Raw genomic sequence first — 18,248 nt, forward strand, 5'->3', positions numbered from 1 at the left:
AAATCAAAAAGGCAAGCCAATGGAACTTGGATGTTCCATGGCACGGCTTGCCATTGCCATGCAAAAGGATAGGCACATATGAACATAAAAACCAGACGCACTTTAACCCTCTCAATTTTATCTGTGATGAGTTCTTTGGCTTTTGCCAACGAACCTTGGTCAACCGATCGTCAGTGGTTACTTGGCGACTGGAATGGGGAACGCCAAGCTTTACAGGACAAAGGGTATAAATTTGATATGTCGTTTGTTAACCAGTCAGCAAGTAATGTTGATGGCGGTTATAACGATGATCAGCGTATTTATAATGCAAGCCAATTAAAATTAGGGGTGAGTTTTGATCTCAATAAGATCGCAGGTTGGAAGGATACCCAAGCCAGTTTGGTGATTACTGAACGTGATGGGGCATCATTAGCAACCAAACGTACAGCAGATCCTCGTGCTGCGCAGCTAAGTACAACCCAAGAGATTTATGGGCGTGGACAGTCTTGGCGTATTAACCAAATGTGGATTAAAAAAGGCTTTGACGACAATAAATTCCAAGTGAAATTTGGTCGTATGGGCTTTAGCGAAGACTTTAACTCAAGCCAGTGTGAATTCCAGAACTGGGGACTTTGTGGTTCATTGCTTGGTAAAGTGGTTGGAGATGTTTGGTACAACGCACCTGTCAGTGTTTGGGCAATCAATGCCAAGTACCAATTCACACCTGAGTGGTCGATTGCCACAGGCGTTTATGAAGTTAATCCACAGAACACCAAAGAAAATGGTGGTTTTAACTTAGAAATGAGAGAAACCAGTGGTGCGACCATTCCTGTTGAGCTGGCATGGAAACCAAAATTGAATGGCTTGCCTGGCGAATATAAAGTTGGAGCATTCTACTCAACCGCAGATGCCACAGATATTGCAACTGATGCCAATGGTAACTTTGCCAGTTCTGCTGCCAAGCGTAAGGTACATGACAATAAACACAGTTTCTGGATCAACATGCAACAAAAGTTGACAGAGAATTCATCTGATCCAAAACATGGTTTATATGCAACGGCAAACTTTACCTTTAACGATAAAGCCACCAGCAAAGTTGAATATAGCCAGCAGTTTGCACTCTGGTATAAAGGCTTGTTTGACATGCGTCCTCAAGACTCGATTGCCTTAGGTGTGGCACGTTTCCAAGTCAATAAACGTGTGACAGCACTTGAAGAGTCGATCAATGCCAGCAATGGATTGACCAGCGCAGATTATTTAAATGCGAGTTATAAGCCCGTTCAGCATGATGAAGTCGATGTTGAGTTGAACTATACCTATAACTGGTCACCAAGCATCATGATTCGTCCAAATATTCAATATATCCATCAGCCAGGTGGTGTGAAAGAAGTGGATGATGCATGGGTGGCAGGTTTAAGCGTACGTGTGAACTTCTAAGTGATGAGCAATCGAAGAAGATAAATCTGGCGTTAAATTAAGTGATTGAAAAAAGGCTATTTCATAGCCTTTTTTTTATTAGAAGTAAAGAAATGTTTTGAAAAAACGATTTAGATTTATATAATGTCCACACACTTCATTGGGGAGTAGCCGCTATTTACGTTTGTAAATAGATGATGATCAACATACTTGTTCTCAAACGAACATGGTCATCATAGCAAAACCAATTAAGCTTTCTTTAAAGCTTTCTTTTGTTGGCAAGACCTTTGATTTATCACTCTGCAATCAGATTTGTTCTGATCATGGCTAGCAGGAGGGATAAGTCATAGGCAAATTTTGCTAGCCAGAGAAAAAATCATGTTAGTCTTCCTTTTTTCCCTTGGTGCTGTATTTGTCTCTGAAATTGGCGATAAAACACAACTTCTTGCCCTTTTGCTTGCTGCCCGCTTTCGTAAACCCATTCCAATTTTAATTGCAATTCTTGCTGCAACGACCTTAAATCATGGTCTGTCTGCCGTATTAGGTCAGTGGTTAACTCAAATTGTGCCTCAATCTGTCATGATCTGGATTTTATCACTTGGTTTTATCGCAATGGCGATCTGGATGCTCATTCCTGATTCAATTGATGAAGAAGATGATGGAATCGCTAAATGGCAGCGTTTTGGGGTATTTGGTGCGACCTTTATCTTATTTTTCTTGGCAGAAATTGGCGATAAAACCCAAATTGCAACTGTTGCCTTAGCCGCTCAGTTCAATAGTGTATTCTTGGTAATGCTAGGGACAACTGTTGGTATGATGCTTGCCGATGGACCTGCAGTCTTTATCGGGAATAAACTTGCCGACAAATTACCAATCCCATTAATTCATAAATTTGGTGCATTTATTTTTCTGGCAGTGGGTGTGGTCACTTTGGCACAGCACTATTGGTCATCGATCTTCTAAGAGTATGAAAATCAGCTCAATTTTTCTGAGGCTTTTTGACTGTTCAGCAAATTTTGTTAAATTTTTTTAATCATCTGTGATTGTATGTAAACTAAAATCCATATAACGTATAGGTGATAATAATTTACTCATATCTTGGGGTCTAGGGAAGATGTTTGAACGTACAACATCGCAGGTGCTGTTTGATAACGGCACACATAAATGTATCAGCTTCACCAGTCTAGTTAAGGGCGAGGGCGTGCAGGCCAATCAGTTCTTAATTATTGATAATGGGCGTGCAGCGGTACTAGATCCAGGTGGAGATTTAACTTATGTTCCATTGACGATGGAACTCAATAAATATACCAAATTAAAGAATCTTGACTATGTCATGGCATCGCACCAAGACCCTGACATTATTACCTCTATGCCACGCTGGTTGGTCTATACCGATGCCAAGATTGTCGCTTCAAAACTTTGGGCGCGTTTCTTGCCACACTTAAACTCATCATTTATGAGTGACCGTATGAAAGGGAGTTGGGAAGAACGCCTGATTGAACTGCCTGATCAAGGAATGCGTATTCCATTGGGCAATAGTGTCATGGTCGCTATTCCTGCACATTTCTTGCACTCTGTGGGGAATTTCCAGTTCTACGATCCAATTGCAAAGATTTTGTTCTCAGGTGATATGGGGGCATCGATGGTTGATGATGCCAATATTCCCATTCAAAGTTTCAATGATCATTTGCCAAAAATGCGCGGTTTCCATCAGCGCTATATGGGCAGCAATAGCATTTTACGCCTATGGGTGAAAATGGTTCGCCAATTAGATTTGGACATGATCGTACCGCAACATGGTACGCCATTTGTGGGTAAAGAGCAGATTGACCAGTTCTTGGATTGGGCTGAAAATCTGCAATGTGGTATGGATTTGATGAACGAACGTATTTTTAGCGTTCCGCTCTAAGTTTTCACTTCAATGCAAAAAATCCAAGCCATTTGGATTTTTTGCATTTTTCAATGGACTGAACATGCATTTTTAGGAGAAATTTGTTTATAATAGCTCACGGAATTTACCAGTGAGTTTGTTATGCTGACCATCGTTCAAGAAGCGCTAACCTTCGATGATGTCTTATTAGTCCCTGCCTATTCTACTGTCCTCCCAAAAGATGTTTCTCTTAAGTCACGCCTGACTCGTGGCATTCAGCTTAATATCCCGCTTGTTTCTGCCGCTATGGATACGGTGACCGAGTCACGTATGGCAATTGCCATGGCGCAAAATGGTGGTATTGGTATTATTCATAAAAACATGGATATCGCAGCCCAAGCCGCTGAAGTACGCCGTGTGAAAAAATTCGAAGCAGGTATGGTGAAAGATCCGATTACGGTGACACCAGCGACAACTGTACGCGAATTGATTGAAATTACTAAAGCAAATAACATCAGTGGTGTGCCTGTAGTTCAAGATGGCAAAGTGGTCGGAATTGTAACCGGTCGTGATACACGCTTTGAAACTAATCTTGAACAGCCTGTGAGCAATATTATGACGCCACAAGAGCGTTTGGTCACAGTGAAAGAAGGTGCATCGAAAGAAGAAATTCAAACCTTATTACAAAAACACCGTATTGAAAAAGTCTTGGTTGTCGACGATAGCCATGCTTTAAAAGGTTTAATCACCGTAACTGATTTCCGTAAAGCGGAGTCATTCCCAAATTCATGTAAAGATGACCTTGGTCGTTTACGTGTAGGTGCTGCTGTGGGTACAGGTGTTGAAACTCCTGCACGCGTTGAAGCTTTGGTTGAAGCGGGCGCGGACGTGATTGTTGTTGATACAGCACATGGGCATTCAGCAGGCGTGATTGAGCGTGTACGTTGGGTGAAACAAAATTACCCACAAGTACAAGTGATCGGCGGGAACATTGCGACTGGCGATGCAGCTTTAGCACTTCTTGATGCGGGTGCAGATGCTGTTAAAGTCGGTATTGGCCCTGGTTCAATCTGTACAACACGTATTGTTGCGGGTATCGGTGTTCCACAAATCTCTGCAATCGACAATGTTGCAAGTGCATTGAAAGGTCAGATTCCTTTAATCGCTGACGGTGGTATTCGTTTCTCTGGCGACATGGCAAAAGCCATCGCTGCGGGTGCAAGCACCATCATGGTAGGTTCATTGATGGCGGGTACTGAGGAAGCACCAGGCGAAGTTGAATTCTTCCAAGGTCGTTACTACAAAGCTTACCGTGGTATGGGTTCTTTGGGTGCAATGGCGGGTTCTTCAGGTTCTGCGGACCGTTATTTCCAAGATGCTAAAGCGGGTGCTGAGAAATTGGTTCCAGAAGGTATCGAAGGTCGTGTACCTTACAAAGGGCCAATGAGTGCGATTGTTCACCAAATGATGGGCGGTTTACGTTCATCTATGGGTTACACAGGTTCTGCAACCATTAAAGATTTGCATGAAAATGCCAAGTTCGTAAAAATTACGGCAGCAGGTATGCAAGAATCTCACGTACATGATGTAACGATTACTAAAGAAGCGCCAAACTACCGTATTGGTTAATGGTTTTTTAGTAAAAAAGTTGTATAAGAAGCCGTCAGTTCATGACGGCTTTTTTGTTATGGTGTAAAGTATTACAAATTATGTATGACGAATTAGGGTTTGTTTTACAAACCTAAGAGCACCAGTGAGAACAGCATGAGTTATTTTGGCACAGACGGAATTCGTGGAAAATTTGGTCAACTTCCAATTACGCCAGAATTTGCCTTGAAGCTGGGTTTTGCAGCAGGAAAAGTTCTAAAAAAACAAGATCCAAAGCATAAACCTGTTGTGGTTATGGGGAAAGACACGCGTTTATCGGGTTATATTTTAGAGTCTGCTTTACAAGCAGGTTTGAATGCAGCAGGTGTTTATGTACATTTGCTTGGGCCTTTACCAACCCCAGCGATTGCACATTTGACTCGTGCCTTACATGCTGATGCGGGTATCGTGATTTCTGCTTCACATAATCCATATTTCGATAACGGTATTAAATTCTTCTCAGGTGAAGGTAAAAAACTGCCTGATGAACTCCAAAATGCGATCAACCAAGAACTAGAAAAAGACATCGTGATTGAAGATACAGCACAACTGGGTAAAAGTGTGCGTGTTAAAGATGCCAATGGTCGTTATATCGAATTTTGTAAATCGACCTTCCCGTACCATTTCAATTTGCGCAATTTACGCATTGTGGTGGACTGTGCCAATGGTGCTGCTTACAACGTTGGCCCTGCGGTCTTTTTGGAACTCGGTGCTAAAGTCACGGCGATTTACAATGAGCCAAATGGTTTAAATATTAATGAACACTGTGGTTCAACACATCCTGAAAATTTACAAAAAGCGGTCGTTGAGCAGGGTGCGGATATCGGGATTGCCTTCGATGGAGATGCCGATCGTGTCATCTTGGTCGATAAATTTGGGAACCTGATTGATGGTGATCACATTCTCTATATTCTAGCGACCCAAGCGAAGAATAAACCGCAAGGTATTGCTGGAACAGTAATGAGCAATATGGCGCTTGAGTTGGCATTAGAAAAAGCCAATGTACCATTTGTACGTGCCAAAGTGGGTGACCGCTATGTATTACAAGCGCTTGAAGATAACCAATGGATCATTGGTGGTGAGCCGTCTGGGCATATCTTAACTCTCGATAAAAGCACTACAGGCGATGCCATTATTTCTGCATTGCAAGTCTTAACGGTGATGGTTGAGCAAAACAAAGCGCTGCATGAGTTGGTCGAAGGTTTTACCTTATTCCCACAAGTGCTGGTCAATGTTCGTTTAGAACACATGATTGACCCATTTGCAATTCCTGCTTTGGTCACTGAATTTGAACAAGCTGAGCAGCAATTAAAGGGTCGTGGTCGTATTCTGATTCGTAAATCAGGAACTGAGCCTGTGATTCGTGTCATGGTTGAAGGTGATCAATTACAAGAAGTGACCGATCTGGCGAATCACTTGGCAGATGCTATTCGTCAACATGCTTAAAAGGAAGCAATGATGAAAGATGTAATTAAAGATTTAAGTGAACTTCGTTTAAGTTATGAACAGGGTGAGTTGCTTGAAACTCAAGTACAAGCACAGCCACATCAGCAGTTTTTAGACTGGTTTAATTTTGCTTTGGCTGCCAATTTGCATGAACCCTATGCGATGTCGGTTGCAACAGCCGATGCACAAGGACGCCCGCATGTGCGTACCTTGTTACTGCGTGGCGCGACTGAAGCAGGCTATGATTTTTATACCAATTATGATAGTCAAAAAGGCTTGGACTTGGCAGCTAATCCTTATGCCGAATTTTTGTTTTACTGGCCGAGCTTAGAACGTCAAGTCCGTATTCATGGTCGAGTGAGCAAAATCTCTGAAGCAGAATCGACTGATTACTATCATAAACGCCCGCGTGACAGTCAAATTGCAGCACATATCAGCACCCCACAAAGTGGCGTGATTGCTGGGCGTGCGGAGTTACAACAGCGTTTTGAAACTTTGCATGATGCTGTGGCTGATGAAACTGAACTGAAAAAGCCTGAGTTCTGGGGCGGTTACCGTTTACAGCCAGAAAGCTATGAATTCTGGCAGGGTCGCCCAAATCGTCTACATGACCGTTTGCGTTATGAATTGCAAGATGGACAGTGGGTTTTACAGCGTTTAATGCCATAAGATGAAAAAAATACAGATTAAACAAAGACCTTTGCTAACACGCCCTGAAGATTTTCAGGGCATGTTGCCTTTTATTGCCCAAATTTTGGCACGTCGTGGGGTAACTTCACCGCAAGAGCTGGATTTAAAGCTCAAGCATTTGCTGAAACCAGAGTTGAAAGGCTTACAGGCTGCCATCGAGTTAATGGATCGTGCGATTGATCAGCAGCAGCAGATCGTGATTGTCGGGGATTATGATGCTGACGGTGCAACCAGTACAGCACTGATGCTGTTGGCACTCCGAGATATGGGGGCAAAAGTCGATTATGTCGTGCCTGACCGTTTTAAGTATGGCTATGGTCTGACCCCGAAAATTGCCGATCTGGTACAGGAAAAATATCAGCCCAAATTGATGATTACGGTCGATAACGGTATTTCCAGTCATGCAGGGGTTGAGCAGGCACAACAGCATGGAATGCAGGTGATTATTACCGATCATCACTTAACCACTAAACCCACACCCAATGCCGAAGCAGTGGTCAATCCCAATCAACTCGGCTGTGATTTTCCAAGTAAGTCCTTGGCAGGTGTTGGGGTGGCATTTTATGTGCTGGCCAATCTTGCCAGTTTGCGCCGTCAGCACGGTAAAACGAGCAGCCAACTGACGCAATATCTGGATTTGGTAGCTTTGGGTACCTATGCCGATGTGGCGAGTCTTGACTATAACAACCGAATTTTGGTGGATGCAGGCGTTCAGCGCATGCGTCAGCAGCAATGTCGTATCGGTATTCTCGCGTTGTTAGATATTGCAGGACGAGATCCTGCACAGCTACAGGCACAGGATCTCGGTTTTGTCTTGGGGCCAAGGATTAATGCCGCGGGGCGAATGGAAACTATGGACATCGGCATTGAATGTCTATTGGCACAAGATACACAACAAGCCTATCACCTTGCACAGCAGCTTCATCAGCTCAACCAAGAGCGCCGTCAGGTTGAATCGCAGATTAAGCAAGATGCCTTGCAAACTTTAGAGCAGATTCGCCTCGATCAGACAGATTTGCCTGCGGCACTGGTAATGTTTGAGCCACATTGGCACCAAGGGGTGATTGGGATTGTTGCAGGTCGCCTGAAAGAGCAGTTTCACCGTCCGAGTATTATTTTTGCAGCCGATGAAGATGGAATTCATCTGAAAGGCTCTGCTCGTTCGATTGATGGCATTCATATTCGCGATGCGATTGAACGGGTCGCTGAACGTCATCCACACTTGGTGCGTTACTTTGGTGGACATGCCGCAGCCGCAGGTTTGACCATTGAAAAGCAGTATTTTACTGAGTTTCAGCAGGTTTTTACTGCACTGATTGCCGAAATGGATGCACAGTTATTTGAAGAAGTGTTGTGGACAGATGGTGAATTACCTGTCGATGCTTTTCATTTGCAAACTTTAGCGACTTTGGAGCAACTTGGGCCGTGGGGACAGAAATTTCCATTGCCGACTTTTGAAGGAACTTTTGCAATCTTGGATTATCGCTGGCTGAAAGAGCGTCATCTCAAGCTGCGTTTAGGGTTGGAAAATGGAAAAAGTCTCGATGCGATTGCTTTTAATGCGATTGATCGATTTGAGTTTGATCCCATGCACATGCAAGTCCGTTTAGTCTATCGCCTTGAAAAAAATGATTTTAATGGCTCAACTAATTTACAACTGCATATTATGCATTTGGAACAATAAAAAACCGCTCGTTTGAGCGGTTTTTTATGAGGGTTATTTGTTAGAAGCGATACGATGCACCCACACTATAGGTGTTGTAGTCATCGCCAAAGCCTAAACGACCATCGACACTGACATTATTGTTAAAGTATTTCTTCGCAGTCAGACCCCATTGATCTTCATCAATCGATTTGTCTTTGCTGTAGTCCACACCGAAACTTAACGTTTTATCGATGTAGTAATCACCTGCGACATAGTATTGTTTGTTTTCATCATCCCCAAACACACCACGTGCTTCAAGGTTGATGTCATGCTGACCGACTTGAGTGACGTATTTGGCACGTAAGGTCGGATCTACGCCATCGCCACCATGTTTGGTGTCATAGCCTTGTGCACCAACAGCAACCAATAAACCTGGTGCTGGCAAGTAACCGACTTCGGCATTGTATAGGGTGGTTTTACGGTCAATACCCGTATTATCTACTTTGTATTCATTACGTCCAACATTACCACCTAAGTAGAAGTCAGAGTTTGGAACGTAATATTCAGCACCTGCGCTATAGGTAGTATTTTTGGTGCCACTATTGTCACCATAGTTAACACTACCATGCACATTGCTGGCTTTATCTAAAAAGGCAGCTTCAGCGAGTGGTGCATTACGTGTTTCTACAGGATTAAAATAGTAGGTTCCATTCACACCAACTTGACTGACACCATCAGCATGATCTGGGTCTAAGTAGTTATAAGAGCCTCCAACTTCAGCTTGGTAGGCATTTGCCATACTGGTCACACTGAGTCCTGCAAGAAGTACTGTAGTTGCAATGAGTGTTTTTTTCATGTCACTTCCCCTTAGAAAGCTTGATTTTCATTTTTTGTTACAAGTTTAAGTTTAGTAGAAAATACCAAGTGGTCAATTCTGATAAAGTAATCAGACTGTACGAAAGTAAGTGTGTGTAAATAATTTAATTTAAAATATTGATAATAAATAAAAATATAATATGTAGTGTTTTATTAATAGTGTTATGGCTTTGTGATTTTTGTTTAAATATTCAGCATATATTTTTGTTACAAATGATGTTTGATGCTTTTCTGTGAATCGAGAAAGCTTTTGGCAACCGTGTCATATTTTGAAAATCAGTAGCATATCACCTCATCACACTCTATGTTAAAATAGCGCAAATTTTATGGCTCTAGAGAGAAGTTTCACGTGGAAATCAATCCGTATCTAAACCAATTAAAAGATTTAACTGATCGTAGTCAAACACTACGGGGGTATCTTTGACTACGATCTGAAAAAAGAACGTTTAGAAGAAGTCCTACGTGAGCTTGAAGATCCAGCGATTTGGAATGATCAAAGCCGTGCGCAAGCCATGGCCAAAGAAAAAGGTGAGTTGGAAAACGTCTTGAATGTGCTAGACGGTTTAGCGACTCAGCTTGAAGATGCCCAAGCCATGCTGGATTTGGCTGTAGAAGCCGATGATGAAAGTTTGTTGGTCGATGTGCAGGCTGAACTCACTTCGGCCGAAAAAGAGCTGGCAAAACTTGAATTCCGCCGTATGTTTAGCAATCCAATGGACCCAAATCCATGCTATGTGGAGATTCAGGCGGGTTCTGGGGGTACAGAAGCACAAGACTGGGCGTCAATGTTGTTACGTATGTATATGCGTTGGATCGAACGTCACGGCTTTAAAGCTGAACTGATGGAAGAATCGGATGGCGATGTTGCAGGGATTAAATCTGCCACCATTCGTGTCGAAGGTGAATATGCTTACGGTTGGTTGCGTACCGAATCAGGCGTGCACCGTTTAGTGCGTAAGTCACCATTTGACTCAGGTAACCGCCGCCATACCTCTTTCTCTGCAGTGTTCGTTTCTCCTGAAGTGGATGACAACATTGAAATTGACATCAATCCATCCGATGTTCGTACCGATACTTACCGTGCTTCGGGTGCGGGTGGTCAGCACATTAACAAAACCGATTCTGCGGTACGTTTAACCCATACGCCAACAGGCATTGTGGTGGCGTGTCAGAACCAACGTTCACAACATGCCAACCGTGACCATGCATGGAAACAGTTACGTGCAAAATTGTATGAACTTGAAATGAGCAAGCGTAACGAAGCTGCTCAAGCGCTTGAAGATTCAAAATCGGATATCGGTTGGGGCAGTCAGATTCGTTCATACGTTTTGGATGACTCACGCATTAAAGACTTGCGTACAGGCGTTGAAAACTCAAATACAGGTGCAGTGCTAGATGGTGATCTGGACAAATTTATTGAAGCGAGCTTAAAGCAAGGTTTGTAATTCCTGCTTAAAAGCATCTCTGAAAAGCCAATGTGAAGTCATTTACATTGGCTTTTTTTGTTGCAGATGAACCCTGTTCTTTTAAAATTTTTTACGCATAATAGGCACACTTTTTTTCTGATTTTAAGATTTGGATGACCCAAGCGATTTCAACGTTGAAAACTCCATTTTGGTATAACTGGCTGTTGGCAGGTATCAAACCCTTGTACCGCTGGCGTTTAAACAAACGCTCAGGGCATCTTGCCGATTTTCAAAATGAAATCACTGAACGCTTTGGCCCTTTTCAAACCCCTAAAAATACTCAGGTGATCTGGTTTCATGCGGTGTCAGTTGGTGAGACCAATGCGGCTCAGCCTCTGATTGAATATTATTTACAGCAAGGTCAGGCTGTCCTAGTCACCAATACCACGCGCACAGGGCAGGCACGGGCAAAGTCGTTATTTGAACAACGTTATCCAAAGCTTTTTCAAGCGGTCTTTTTACCTGTCGATCAGCAATATTTGGTCAATGCTTTTATTGATCGCTACCAACCAAAAATTTTACTGTTGATGGAAACCGAGCTGTGGCCAAATCTGTTGCAATGTGTGGCAGAACACAATATTCCTCAGCTTTTACTGAATGCCCGATTGTCTGAAAAGTCAGCCAAAGGCTATGCCAAATTTAAGCGTTTAACCTCTCCGATGCTGAGTCAGTTAAGCTGGATTGCTGCGCAAGATCAGGCGACTTTGCAGCGATTTGCCAGTTTGGGTCAATCAACCACCTCAATGAGTGTGGTGGGGAATGTTAAATTTGATATTGCTGCGCCTGATTGGGTTGCGGTACAAGCTGAGCAGTTGCATCTAGATTGGCAACTGACGCAGCGTAAAGTCATCGTGCTTGCCAGTACCCATGCGCCTGAAGAACACCAACTGCTCACGGAACTCAAAGCAACCTTGCAAGCTGATCCAAGCCTATTGTGTATCGTGGTGCCACGTCATCCTGAACGCTTTGATGAAGTGTTCCAAGTGGCTGAGCAACTGGGTTTGAATGTGAAGCGCCGCAGCCTACAACAAGCCGTAGATGCCAATACCCAAGTGTATTTGGCTGATAGTATGGGCGAGCTGTGGTTGTGGTATGCCTTGAGCCAAGTCGCCTATGTTGGCGGTTCTTTGAATGAACCTGGTGGCGGGCACAATATTTTGGAACCTGTAGCGCTAGGTGTCGCAACGGTCTTGGGGAAAAACTATTTTAATTTCCAGCAGATTGTCGATGAATTCGCGAACAATGCAGCGGTTGACGTGGTACAGGATGCTCAGCAAGCTTGCCAGAGATTCACTGAGTTACTGAACAATGTGGAACAGCGTCAACAGAGGGTACAACGAGCCACCACCATTTTGCAGAAGAACCAAGGTTCACTCCTGCGTCATATCCAATTGATTGATCGGTTTTTACAACACTCATGAATCTCGTTTTATTGTCAGCGCAACCCGAACAAGCACTTTGGGAAATTCGAGAATCGCGCCAATTACAGCATTTACAGCAGCATCTCGACCTGAAAGTCGGTGATCAGCTCAAGGTTGGCATTCGTCAAGGCAAGCGTTATTTGACTGAGGTTCAAGCCATTACGGCAGAGCAAGTCTTGGTCAAACCGATTCAGGAATTGGCGATTCCTGAAAAATTACCTGTGACCTTGATTGTGGCTTTACCTCGTCCCAAAGTTTTGCGTCGTCTGGTGATGGACAGTGTGACTTTGGGTGTGGAAAAGTTGGTACTTATCCACAGTTATCGGGTTGATAAAAGCTACTGGCAAAGCCCATTTTTACAACAGCTTGATGATTATGTGACTTTAGGCTTGGAACAGGCAGGTGATACCATTGCTCCTAAAATAGAGCTGTATCGTCGTTTTAAACCCTTTGTGGAAGATGTATTGTCAGAGTGGACAATGCCTGAAAGCCCAAGTTTTGTGGCACATCCTTATGCACAGCAAGGTTTACCTACTGTGAAAACCGCACATTGCCAAGTATTGATTGGCCCTGAAGGTGGTTTTATTCCTTATGAAGTTGAATTGCTTGAAAAAAACGGTTGCCAAAGCTTTAGCTTGGGCAACCGTATTTTAAGAACTGAAACAGCGATTTCTTATATTTTGGGGCGTTTAGGCATCTGAAGATTTGTTGAGAGATAATTCAGGTGTCATATTGGAAACTTTAACTTCACGAACAGGATAAGGAATTGAAATTCCATGTTCTTCAAATGAAACCATAACATGTTCCTGAATTTCACTGGTAGAAGCTGCAATTGTTGTTTCTGTTGTATCGACCCACCAGCGGACGGTCAGGTTGACAGAAAAATCAGCTAAAGCTGTGACATTCACCGAAAAAGCAGGTTGACTGAGTACGTTGCGATTTTCATCTAAAATTTTCCGAATAATGTCTTTGGCTTTTTTGACATCATCTTCATAGCCAATTCCCACCACAAATTCACAACGGCGGCGCTGATAAGCGGTGTTGACGGTAATCGCACTGGTATAGACCGTAGCATTGGGAATGACAATACGGCGACCATCATAAGAGCGTAAAAAAGTAGCCCGAATCTGAATATCTTCGACCGTTCCCTCTAAGCCATTACAGACGATGTCATCACCGATGCGGAATGGTTCGCTGAGTAGAATTAAAATACCTGAAAGTAGGTTTTGGAAAATATCTTTAAATGCAAAACCAATCGCGACAGAGCCAATTCCCAAAGCACTCATCAGTTGACTTGGAGTGAAACCCGGGATTGCAATCACAAGACCAATCAAGAAACCAAAGAAAAGAATGGCTGACGTCCCAACTCGATTGAGAACCAAGACCAAATTTTGCCGAGTATAAGAGCGGTTTTCTAAGGTTTTACTTAAAAATAATTTAAACAGTTTGGTGAGTAGCCAGAAAATAATAAAAACCGCAATCGCAATACAGATATAAGGAACGCGCTCCCAAAAACTGTCCATAATCTTGTCGATCGTGGTGTAAGCATCATGGTACTTGCTGCTATGTTCAAGCACGGCCTGTGTGGTTTTTTTACTGGCATCTTGAAGAAGATGACTGGTATCTTGCGCCATATTTTGTATGGTTGAAGCACTATTTTCTGCCACGTGTATTTATCCCAAACTGCGAAACACTATATTTTGCCTGAAAAAACAAAAAGTTCAGTTAAGAAACGTAGATATATTTAGAAATATTGCATGCTGTGTTTAATCAAGCGTTGTGGATGCTCCAGTTGCCCATGGTCAATTAAATATGAAATACGCAGGCTGGTGCTCATCAATCCCAATAGGAAAAATACAATCATGCCCCAAGCACATAATTTTTCCCATAACGCAGTATGTGGCACAACACCATAGGCATTGAGCTTGGGTGTACCACCTGCCAAGACCACATAGCAGCCGAAGATCAGATTCAGTACAGGAATCAGTAAGAGTAAACTTAACCAGCCACTTTGATTTAAATCGTGCAGGCGTTGGATCAGAAAAATACTCATGAGATAAGCATAAGTCAGCAACAAAAAGACGCCGCCAAACATCAATAAAAATGGATGTTCCCAAAACAGATGCATGCGAAACATCATGCTGTGCCAATTCAATAGATTCAAGAAATGAACGGCGATTGAGAAAAGGCTGACCATCAACAAGTGACACAAACCTGAACGTGCGATATAGCTTAAACGCCCTAGGCGACCTGCACCTGACAACAGTGAGCGACGTGGTTGAGGCGTTACTTTACCAAAAAAAGATGGAGATGATTGCGTTGGCATAGAACCCCTCATAAAATTCGAATATGTATAATAAATATACGATTTAAGCCTGCAGTATGCTGAAATATTGTACTTAAATAATGGCTGTAGTGGAAAAGTAGCAAGCAAAAACAATACGCATTTCATGATGAATTGCGTCCATTTGATCAAGGAAGTCAGTCTATGCAAGAGCTTTACCCTGTTCCTGAGGAGTTTAAAACGACAGCGCGCACTTTGGAACATGAATATTTTCAGCGCTACCAACAATCCATTGAACATCCAGAGCAATTTTGGGCGGAGCAAGCCCGTGCTATTGACTGGATTCGACCTTTTACTCAGGTCAAAAATACCTGTTATGACCCTGAAAATTTTAAAATTGAATGGTTTGCAGATGGTCAGCTGAATGTTTGTGCCAATTGTCTAGATCGGCATTTAAAAGAACATCCGAATAAACCCGCCATTATTTGGGAAGGAGATCATCCCTCTCGGCATAAAATTATTTCCTACAAAGAGCTGTATGCAGAAGTGTGCCGCTTTGCCAATGCGCTCAAAAAATATGGCATTCAAAAAGGTGATCGAGTCATTTTATATATGCCCATGATTAGTGAAGCCACGATTGCGATGTTAGCCTGTGCTCGGATTGGAGCTGTGCATTGTGCGGTGTTTGGCGGATTTTCTCCCGATGCCTTGGCAAGCCGAATTGAAGACAGCCAAGCCAAAATGGTGATTACCGCTGATGCAGGGATGCGTGGTGGCAAGTTGCTACCATTGAAGAAAAATGTTGATTTGGCATTGGAGCAGCGTGGAACACATACAGTTGAATATGTTGTGGTGGTACATCGCACAGGCAATCCTATCCACTTTTATCCTGAACGGGATTTGTGGTATCACATGCTGCAAATGGAAGTAGATGAGCGTTGTCCACCTGAGCCTATGAACGCGGAAGATCCACTGTTTATTTTATATACCTCAGGTTCAACAGGAAAACCGAAAGGTGTCTTGCATACCACTGGAGGCTATCTGGTTTATGCCGTGACGACTTTTAGGGAGGTTTTTGATTTAAAACAGGATGATGTGTATTGGTGTACAGCAGATATTGGATGGATTACAGGGCATTCCTATGCGGTATATGCTCCACTTGCCACAGGCACAACCCACAGTGATGTTTGAAGGAATTCCACAATATCCAACATGGGCAAGAGTGGGTCATATTATTGATAAACATAAAGTGACGATTCTATATACAGCACCCACAGCGATTCGCGCCATGATGCGAGAAGGTGATGTTTATGTCCGTGAGAGTAATCGCTCAACATTACGATTATTGGGCACAGTTGGTGAACCGATTAATCCTGAAGCATGGCATTGGTTTTATGATGTGGTGGGTGAGAAACGTTGCCCAATCATCGATACATGGTGGCAAACAGAAACAGGTGGCATGATGATCACTGCGATTGCAGGTGCAACGGCACTGAAACCAGGATCAGCAACGCGTCCATTTTATGGTGTGCAACCTGTACTACTTGATGCAGAAGGACATGAAATCGATGGTATAGGTGAAGGAAATCTAGCCATTAAGAGCGCATGGCCAGGGCAGATGCGCAGCATTTGGGGAAATCCACAGCGTTTTATCGACGTTTATTTTGCAACATATCGAGGTTATTACTTTACAGGGGATGGCGCTCGCCGTGATGCCGATGGTTATTACTGGATTACAGGTCGAGTCGATGATGTCCTCAATATCTCAGGGCGCCGTTTGGGCACAGCCGAAATTGAAAGTGCATTGGTTGCACATGAAGCGGTTGCCGAGGCGGCTGTGGTGGGCATGCCTCATGCAATTAAAGGTCAGGGAATCTGTGCTTTTGTGATTTTGCAAGCAGATCGGGCTGCATCGGAACAGTTACGCTATGAGCTGATTGCATGGGTGAGAAAAGTGCTTGGGCCAATTGCGACTCCTGATTTGATTTATCTAGTCAATGCTTTACCCAAAACCCGTTCGGGTAAGATTATGCGACGTATTTTGCGTAAAATTGTGGCAGGAGAACTGGATAGTTTGGGCGATACATCCACACTGGCCGAGCCACAAGTGGTTGAGCAATTGCTGATGCTATTGACTGAAAATTCAATTAAATAGCAAATTTTTTATGCAAAATAATGAATATAGCTTAAATAAATGCCACTGAAAGGTGGCATTCTAGAGTTAAGATATTTATAGAATATTCGGTTTTTTTATGGCTTTATCATTCAGGTTACATGGAACATCTTTTTGATTTATCTATAAAAATGCAGTATGTTAGAACCAGTTTAGAGCAGAAGTAGCATGCAATTTTAGAATCTGAATTGTGGATGCTATGTTTTCAACTGCGAGTAAAAATGCAGAAAAATATCGAATAAGGCAACAAAGTTGGCAAAAATTCGGTAATATTTGTATACATAGATAAAGTCGTAGCACAGACAGGAATGCTAGGCTACGCCAAATACAGCCAAATCGCTTATGAATATATTAATCGTTGATGATCATCCTCTGTTTCGTCACGCGCTGATTCAAGCAGTGCGTTATAGCTTTCCGCAAGCGCAAATTCATGAAACAGCAGCAGTAAACGAATTTTACGAACGCCTTGAAAATGGAACTGAGCCAGATTTGGTCTTGTTGGACTTAAATTTGCCAGGCGCTTCGGGTTTTTCAGCTTTAGTCCATGTCCGTGCCCAATATCCTTCGATTCCGATTATTGTGGTTTCAGCCCATGAAGAAGCTAGCATTATCCAACGTGCAATCGCACATGGCGCAATGGGATATATTCCTAAATCGGCGCATCCAAGCCATATTGGAGAAGCGATTCGCCATGTGATGGAAGGGGAAATCTGGTTACCACCAAATTTACCTGCCAACATTAGCTTTGACCCACGAGCTGCTGATGAGACTGCCTTGGCAGAACGGATACAGTCTTTAACTCCTCAACAGTTCCGTGTATTGATGATGGTGGCGGAAGGTTTGTTGAACAAACAAATTGCCTATGAGCTAGATGTTTCGGAAGCGACAATTAAAGCGCATGTGACCGCAATTTTCAGAAAACTTGGTGTGCAAAACCGTACTCAGGCAGTACTTGCAATCAGCGCACTCAACATTGATGAGAAGAAAATCTAAGAAGAACGGTATAATTCACCTTGTTTATCGTTGAGTTATACCGACTTTCTCGTCTAGATCAGATCAAAAATTAATGCGTTTCATATCTCCCCAGTGTAATGGAGATTTTCTTAAAAATTGAATTGACCCAATGAGTCGCTAGTATGCATGAATATATCTAAACCAAATATTTTCGAGTATGCATGGGCTTTGTTGCACAAAGATTTAAAAACTATGATTTCCCATATCTACTCAAATTTAAGTGACAACTCGGGTGTGAGGTCTGCCTAAATCGGTAAATCTATTTAATACTGCCACTCGTGCATGAATCTCATTGACTTGGCTTTGAAAGTTTCTCGCACT

Annotated in this window: 14 protein-coding genes, 2 pseudogenes and 1 riboswitch; of the genes and pseudogenes, 12 read left to right on the forward strand and 4 right to left on the reverse strand. The window is 42.9% G+C overall.

Annotated features, from left to right (window positions below):
- The first annotated feature begins 78 nt into the window (after positions 1 to 78).
- The 7 genes from GBN19_RS06280 to recJ all read left to right on the forward strand — a co-directional run bounded on the left by GBN19_RS06280 (position 79) and on the right by recJ (position 8,732).
- A complete protein-coding gene (locus GBN19_RS06280) occupies positions 79 to 1,416 on the forward strand; it encodes a carbohydrate porin (RefSeq protein WP_151777543.1) in 1,338 nt (445 codons plus the stop codon).
- A gap of 129 nt (positions 1,417 to 1,545) precedes the next feature.
- Positions 1,546 to 1,672, forward strand: a riboswitch (yybP-ykoY riboswitch).
- A gap of 101 nt (positions 1,673 to 1,773) precedes the next feature.
- Positions 1,774 to 2,358 (forward strand): TMEM165/GDT1 family protein, encoded by a 585-nt coding sequence (locus GBN19_RS06285; RefSeq protein WP_151777552.1) that lies wholly within the window; start codon positions 1,774 to 1,776, stop codon positions 2,356 to 2,358.
- A 151-nt stretch (positions 2,359 to 2,509) separates the two neighbouring features.
- On the forward strand, positions 2,510 to 3,304 hold the full coding sequence (locus GBN19_RS06290) for an MBL fold metallo-hydrolase (protein ID WP_151709796.1): 795 nt from the start codon (positions 2,510 to 2,512) through the stop codon (positions 3,302 to 3,304).
- A 123-nt stretch (positions 3,305 to 3,427) separates the two neighbouring features.
- On the forward strand, positions 3,428 to 4,894 hold the full coding sequence (gene guaB / locus GBN19_RS06295) for an IMP dehydrogenase (RefSeq protein ID WP_151709795.1): 1,467 nt from the start codon (positions 3,428 to 3,430) through the stop codon (positions 4,892 to 4,894).
- Between the two features lie 135 nt (positions 4,895 to 5,029).
- The gene (gene glmM, locus GBN19_RS06300; RefSeq protein ID WP_151709794.1) at positions 5,030 to 6,358 is read left to right on the forward strand and encodes a phosphoglucosamine mutase; all 1,329 of its coding nucleotides are present in this window, start codon (positions 5,030 to 5,032) and stop codon (positions 6,356 to 6,358) included.
- Positions 6,359 to 6,370: 12 nt separating this feature from the next.
- Positions 6,371 to 7,027: a pyridoxamine 5'-phosphate oxidase gene (gene pdxH, locus GBN19_RS06305; protein ID WP_151777544.1), complete on the forward strand. Its 657-nt coding sequence runs from the start codon at positions 6,371 to 6,373 to the stop codon at positions 7,025 to 7,027.
- A 1-nt stretch (position 7,028) separates the two neighbouring features.
- Positions 7,029 to 8,732 (forward strand): single-stranded-DNA-specific exonuclease RecJ, encoded by a 1,704-nt coding sequence (gene recJ, locus GBN19_RS06310; protein ID WP_151777545.1) that lies wholly within the window; start codon positions 7,029 to 7,031, stop codon positions 8,730 to 8,732.
- Between the two features lie 40 nt (positions 8,733 to 8,772).
- On the opposite strand, the gene GBN19_RS06315 is transcribed toward recJ, so the two are convergent.
- Positions 8,773 to 9,549, reverse strand: coding sequence for a putative porin (locus tag GBN19_RS06315; protein WP_151777546.1), 777 nt, complete (start codon positions 9,547 to 9,549; stop codon positions 8,773 to 8,775).
- Positions 9,550 to 9,918: 369 nt separating this feature from the next.
- Here GBN19_RS06315 and prfB point away from each other — a divergent pair.
- The 3 genes from prfB (at position 9,919) to GBN19_RS06330 (ending at position 13,157) form a co-directional block, all read left to right on the forward strand.
- A protein-coding gene (prfB, locus tag GBN19_RS06320; RefSeq protein WP_151777547.1) for a peptide chain release factor 2 occupies positions 9,919 to 11,014 on the forward strand; the annotation gives its coding sequence in 2 pieces (ribosomal slippage) (positions 9,919 to 9,990 and positions 9,992 to 11,014; 1,095 coding nt in all).
- Positions 11,015 to 11,148: 134 nt separating this feature from the next.
- A complete protein-coding gene (locus GBN19_RS06325) occupies positions 11,149 to 12,456 on the forward strand; it encodes a 3-deoxy-D-manno-octulosonic acid transferase (RefSeq protein ID WP_151777548.1) in 1,308 nt (435 codons plus the stop codon).
- Complete coding sequence (locus GBN19_RS06330; RefSeq protein ID WP_151777549.1) at positions 12,453 to 13,157, forward strand: 16S rRNA (uracil(1498)-N(3))-methyltransferase; 705 nt, start codon at positions 12,453 to 12,455, stop codon at positions 13,155 to 13,157. The genes GBN19_RS06325 and GBN19_RS06330 overlap by 4 nt, the downstream gene beginning before the upstream one ends.
- Here GBN19_RS06330 and GBN19_RS06335 read toward each other — a convergent pair.
- On the reverse strand, positions 13,146 to 14,090 hold the full coding sequence (locus GBN19_RS06335) for a mechanosensitive ion channel family protein (RefSeq protein WP_151777553.1): 945 nt from the start codon (positions 14,088 to 14,090) through the stop codon (positions 13,146 to 13,148). The genes GBN19_RS06330 and GBN19_RS06335 overlap by 12 nt on opposite strands.
- A 110-nt stretch (positions 14,091 to 14,200) precedes the next feature.
- On the reverse strand, positions 14,201 to 14,782 hold the full coding sequence (locus GBN19_RS06340; protein ID WP_151709787.1) for a DUF805 domain-containing protein: 582 nt from the start codon (positions 14,780 to 14,782) through the stop codon (positions 14,201 to 14,203).
- 162 nt (positions 14,783 to 14,944) lie between these two features.
- Between GBN19_RS06340 and acs the strand changes: the two are divergent.
- Both acs and GBN19_RS06350 read left to right on the forward strand, forming a co-directional pair.
- Positions 14,945 to 16,895: pseudogene (gene acs, locus GBN19_RS06345) on the forward strand (acetate--CoA ligase).
- A gap of 360 nt (positions 16,896 to 17,255) precedes the next feature.
- Positions 17,256 to 17,906, forward strand: coding sequence for a response regulator (locus tag GBN19_RS06350; RefSeq protein WP_111894996.1), 651 nt, complete (start codon positions 17,256 to 17,258; stop codon positions 17,904 to 17,906).
- A gap of 237 nt (positions 17,907 to 18,143) precedes the next feature.
- On the opposite strand, the pseudogene GBN19_RS06355 reads toward GBN19_RS06350, so the two are convergent.
- Positions 18,144 to 18,248: pseudogene (locus GBN19_RS06355) on the reverse strand (IS5/IS1182 family transposase); the annotation flags it as partial.

Source organism: Acinetobacter brisouii, from assembly GCF_008993995.1.
In the GTDB taxonomy this organism is placed as follows: domain Bacteria; phylum Pseudomonadota; class Gammaproteobacteria; order Pseudomonadales; family Moraxellaceae; genus Acinetobacter; species Acinetobacter brisouii_A.

Excerpts from the sequence above, each read along its gene's own strand:
- GBN19_RS06325 (WP_151777548.1), top strand. The coding sequence starts at position 11,149 with ATGACCCAAGCGATTTCAACGTTGAAAACTCCATTTTGGTATAACTGG.
- guaB (WP_151709795.1), top strand. The coding sequence starts at position 3,428 with ATGCTGACCATCGTTCAAGAAGCGCTAACCTTCGATGATGTCTTATTA.
- GBN19_RS06285 (WP_151777552.1), top strand. The coding sequence starts at position 1,774 with ATGTTAGTCTTCCTTTTTTCCCTTGGTGCTGTATTTGTCTCTGAAATT.
- GBN19_RS06330 (WP_151777549.1), top strand. The coding sequence starts at position 12,453 with ATGAATCTCGTTTTATTGTCAGCGCAACCCGAACAAGCACTTTGGGAA.
- recJ (WP_151777545.1), top strand. The coding sequence starts at position 7,029 with ATGAAAAAAATACAGATTAAACAAAGACCTTTGCTAACACGCCCTGAA.
- GBN19_RS06350 (WP_111894996.1), top strand. The coding sequence starts at position 17,256 with ATGAATATATTAATCGTTGATGATCATCCTCTGTTTCGTCACGCGCTG.
- glmM (WP_151709794.1), top strand. The coding sequence starts at position 5,030 with ATGAGTTATTTTGGCACAGACGGAATTCGTGGAAAATTTGGTCAACTT.
- GBN19_RS06340 (WP_151709787.1), bottom strand. The coding sequence starts at position 14,782 with ATGCCAACGCAATCATCTCCATCTTTTTTTGGTAAAGTAACGCCTCAA.
- GBN19_RS06335 (WP_151777553.1), bottom strand. The coding sequence starts at position 14,090 with ATGGCGCAAGATACCAGTCATCTTCTTCAAGATGCCAGTAAAAAAACC.
- GBN19_RS06315 (WP_151777546.1), bottom strand. The coding sequence starts at position 9,549 with ATGAAAAAAACACTCATTGCAACTACAGTACTTCTTGCAGGACTCAGT.
- GBN19_RS06280 (WP_151777543.1), top strand. The coding sequence starts at position 79 with ATGAACATAAAAACCAGACGCACTTTAACCCTCTCAATTTTATCTGTG.
- GBN19_RS06290 (WP_151709796.1), top strand. The coding sequence starts at position 2,510 with ATGTTTGAACGTACAACATCGCAGGTGCTGTTTGATAACGGCACACAT.
- pdxH (WP_151777544.1), top strand. The coding sequence starts at position 6,371 with ATGAAAGATGTAATTAAAGATTTAAGTGAACTTCGTTTAAGTTATGAA.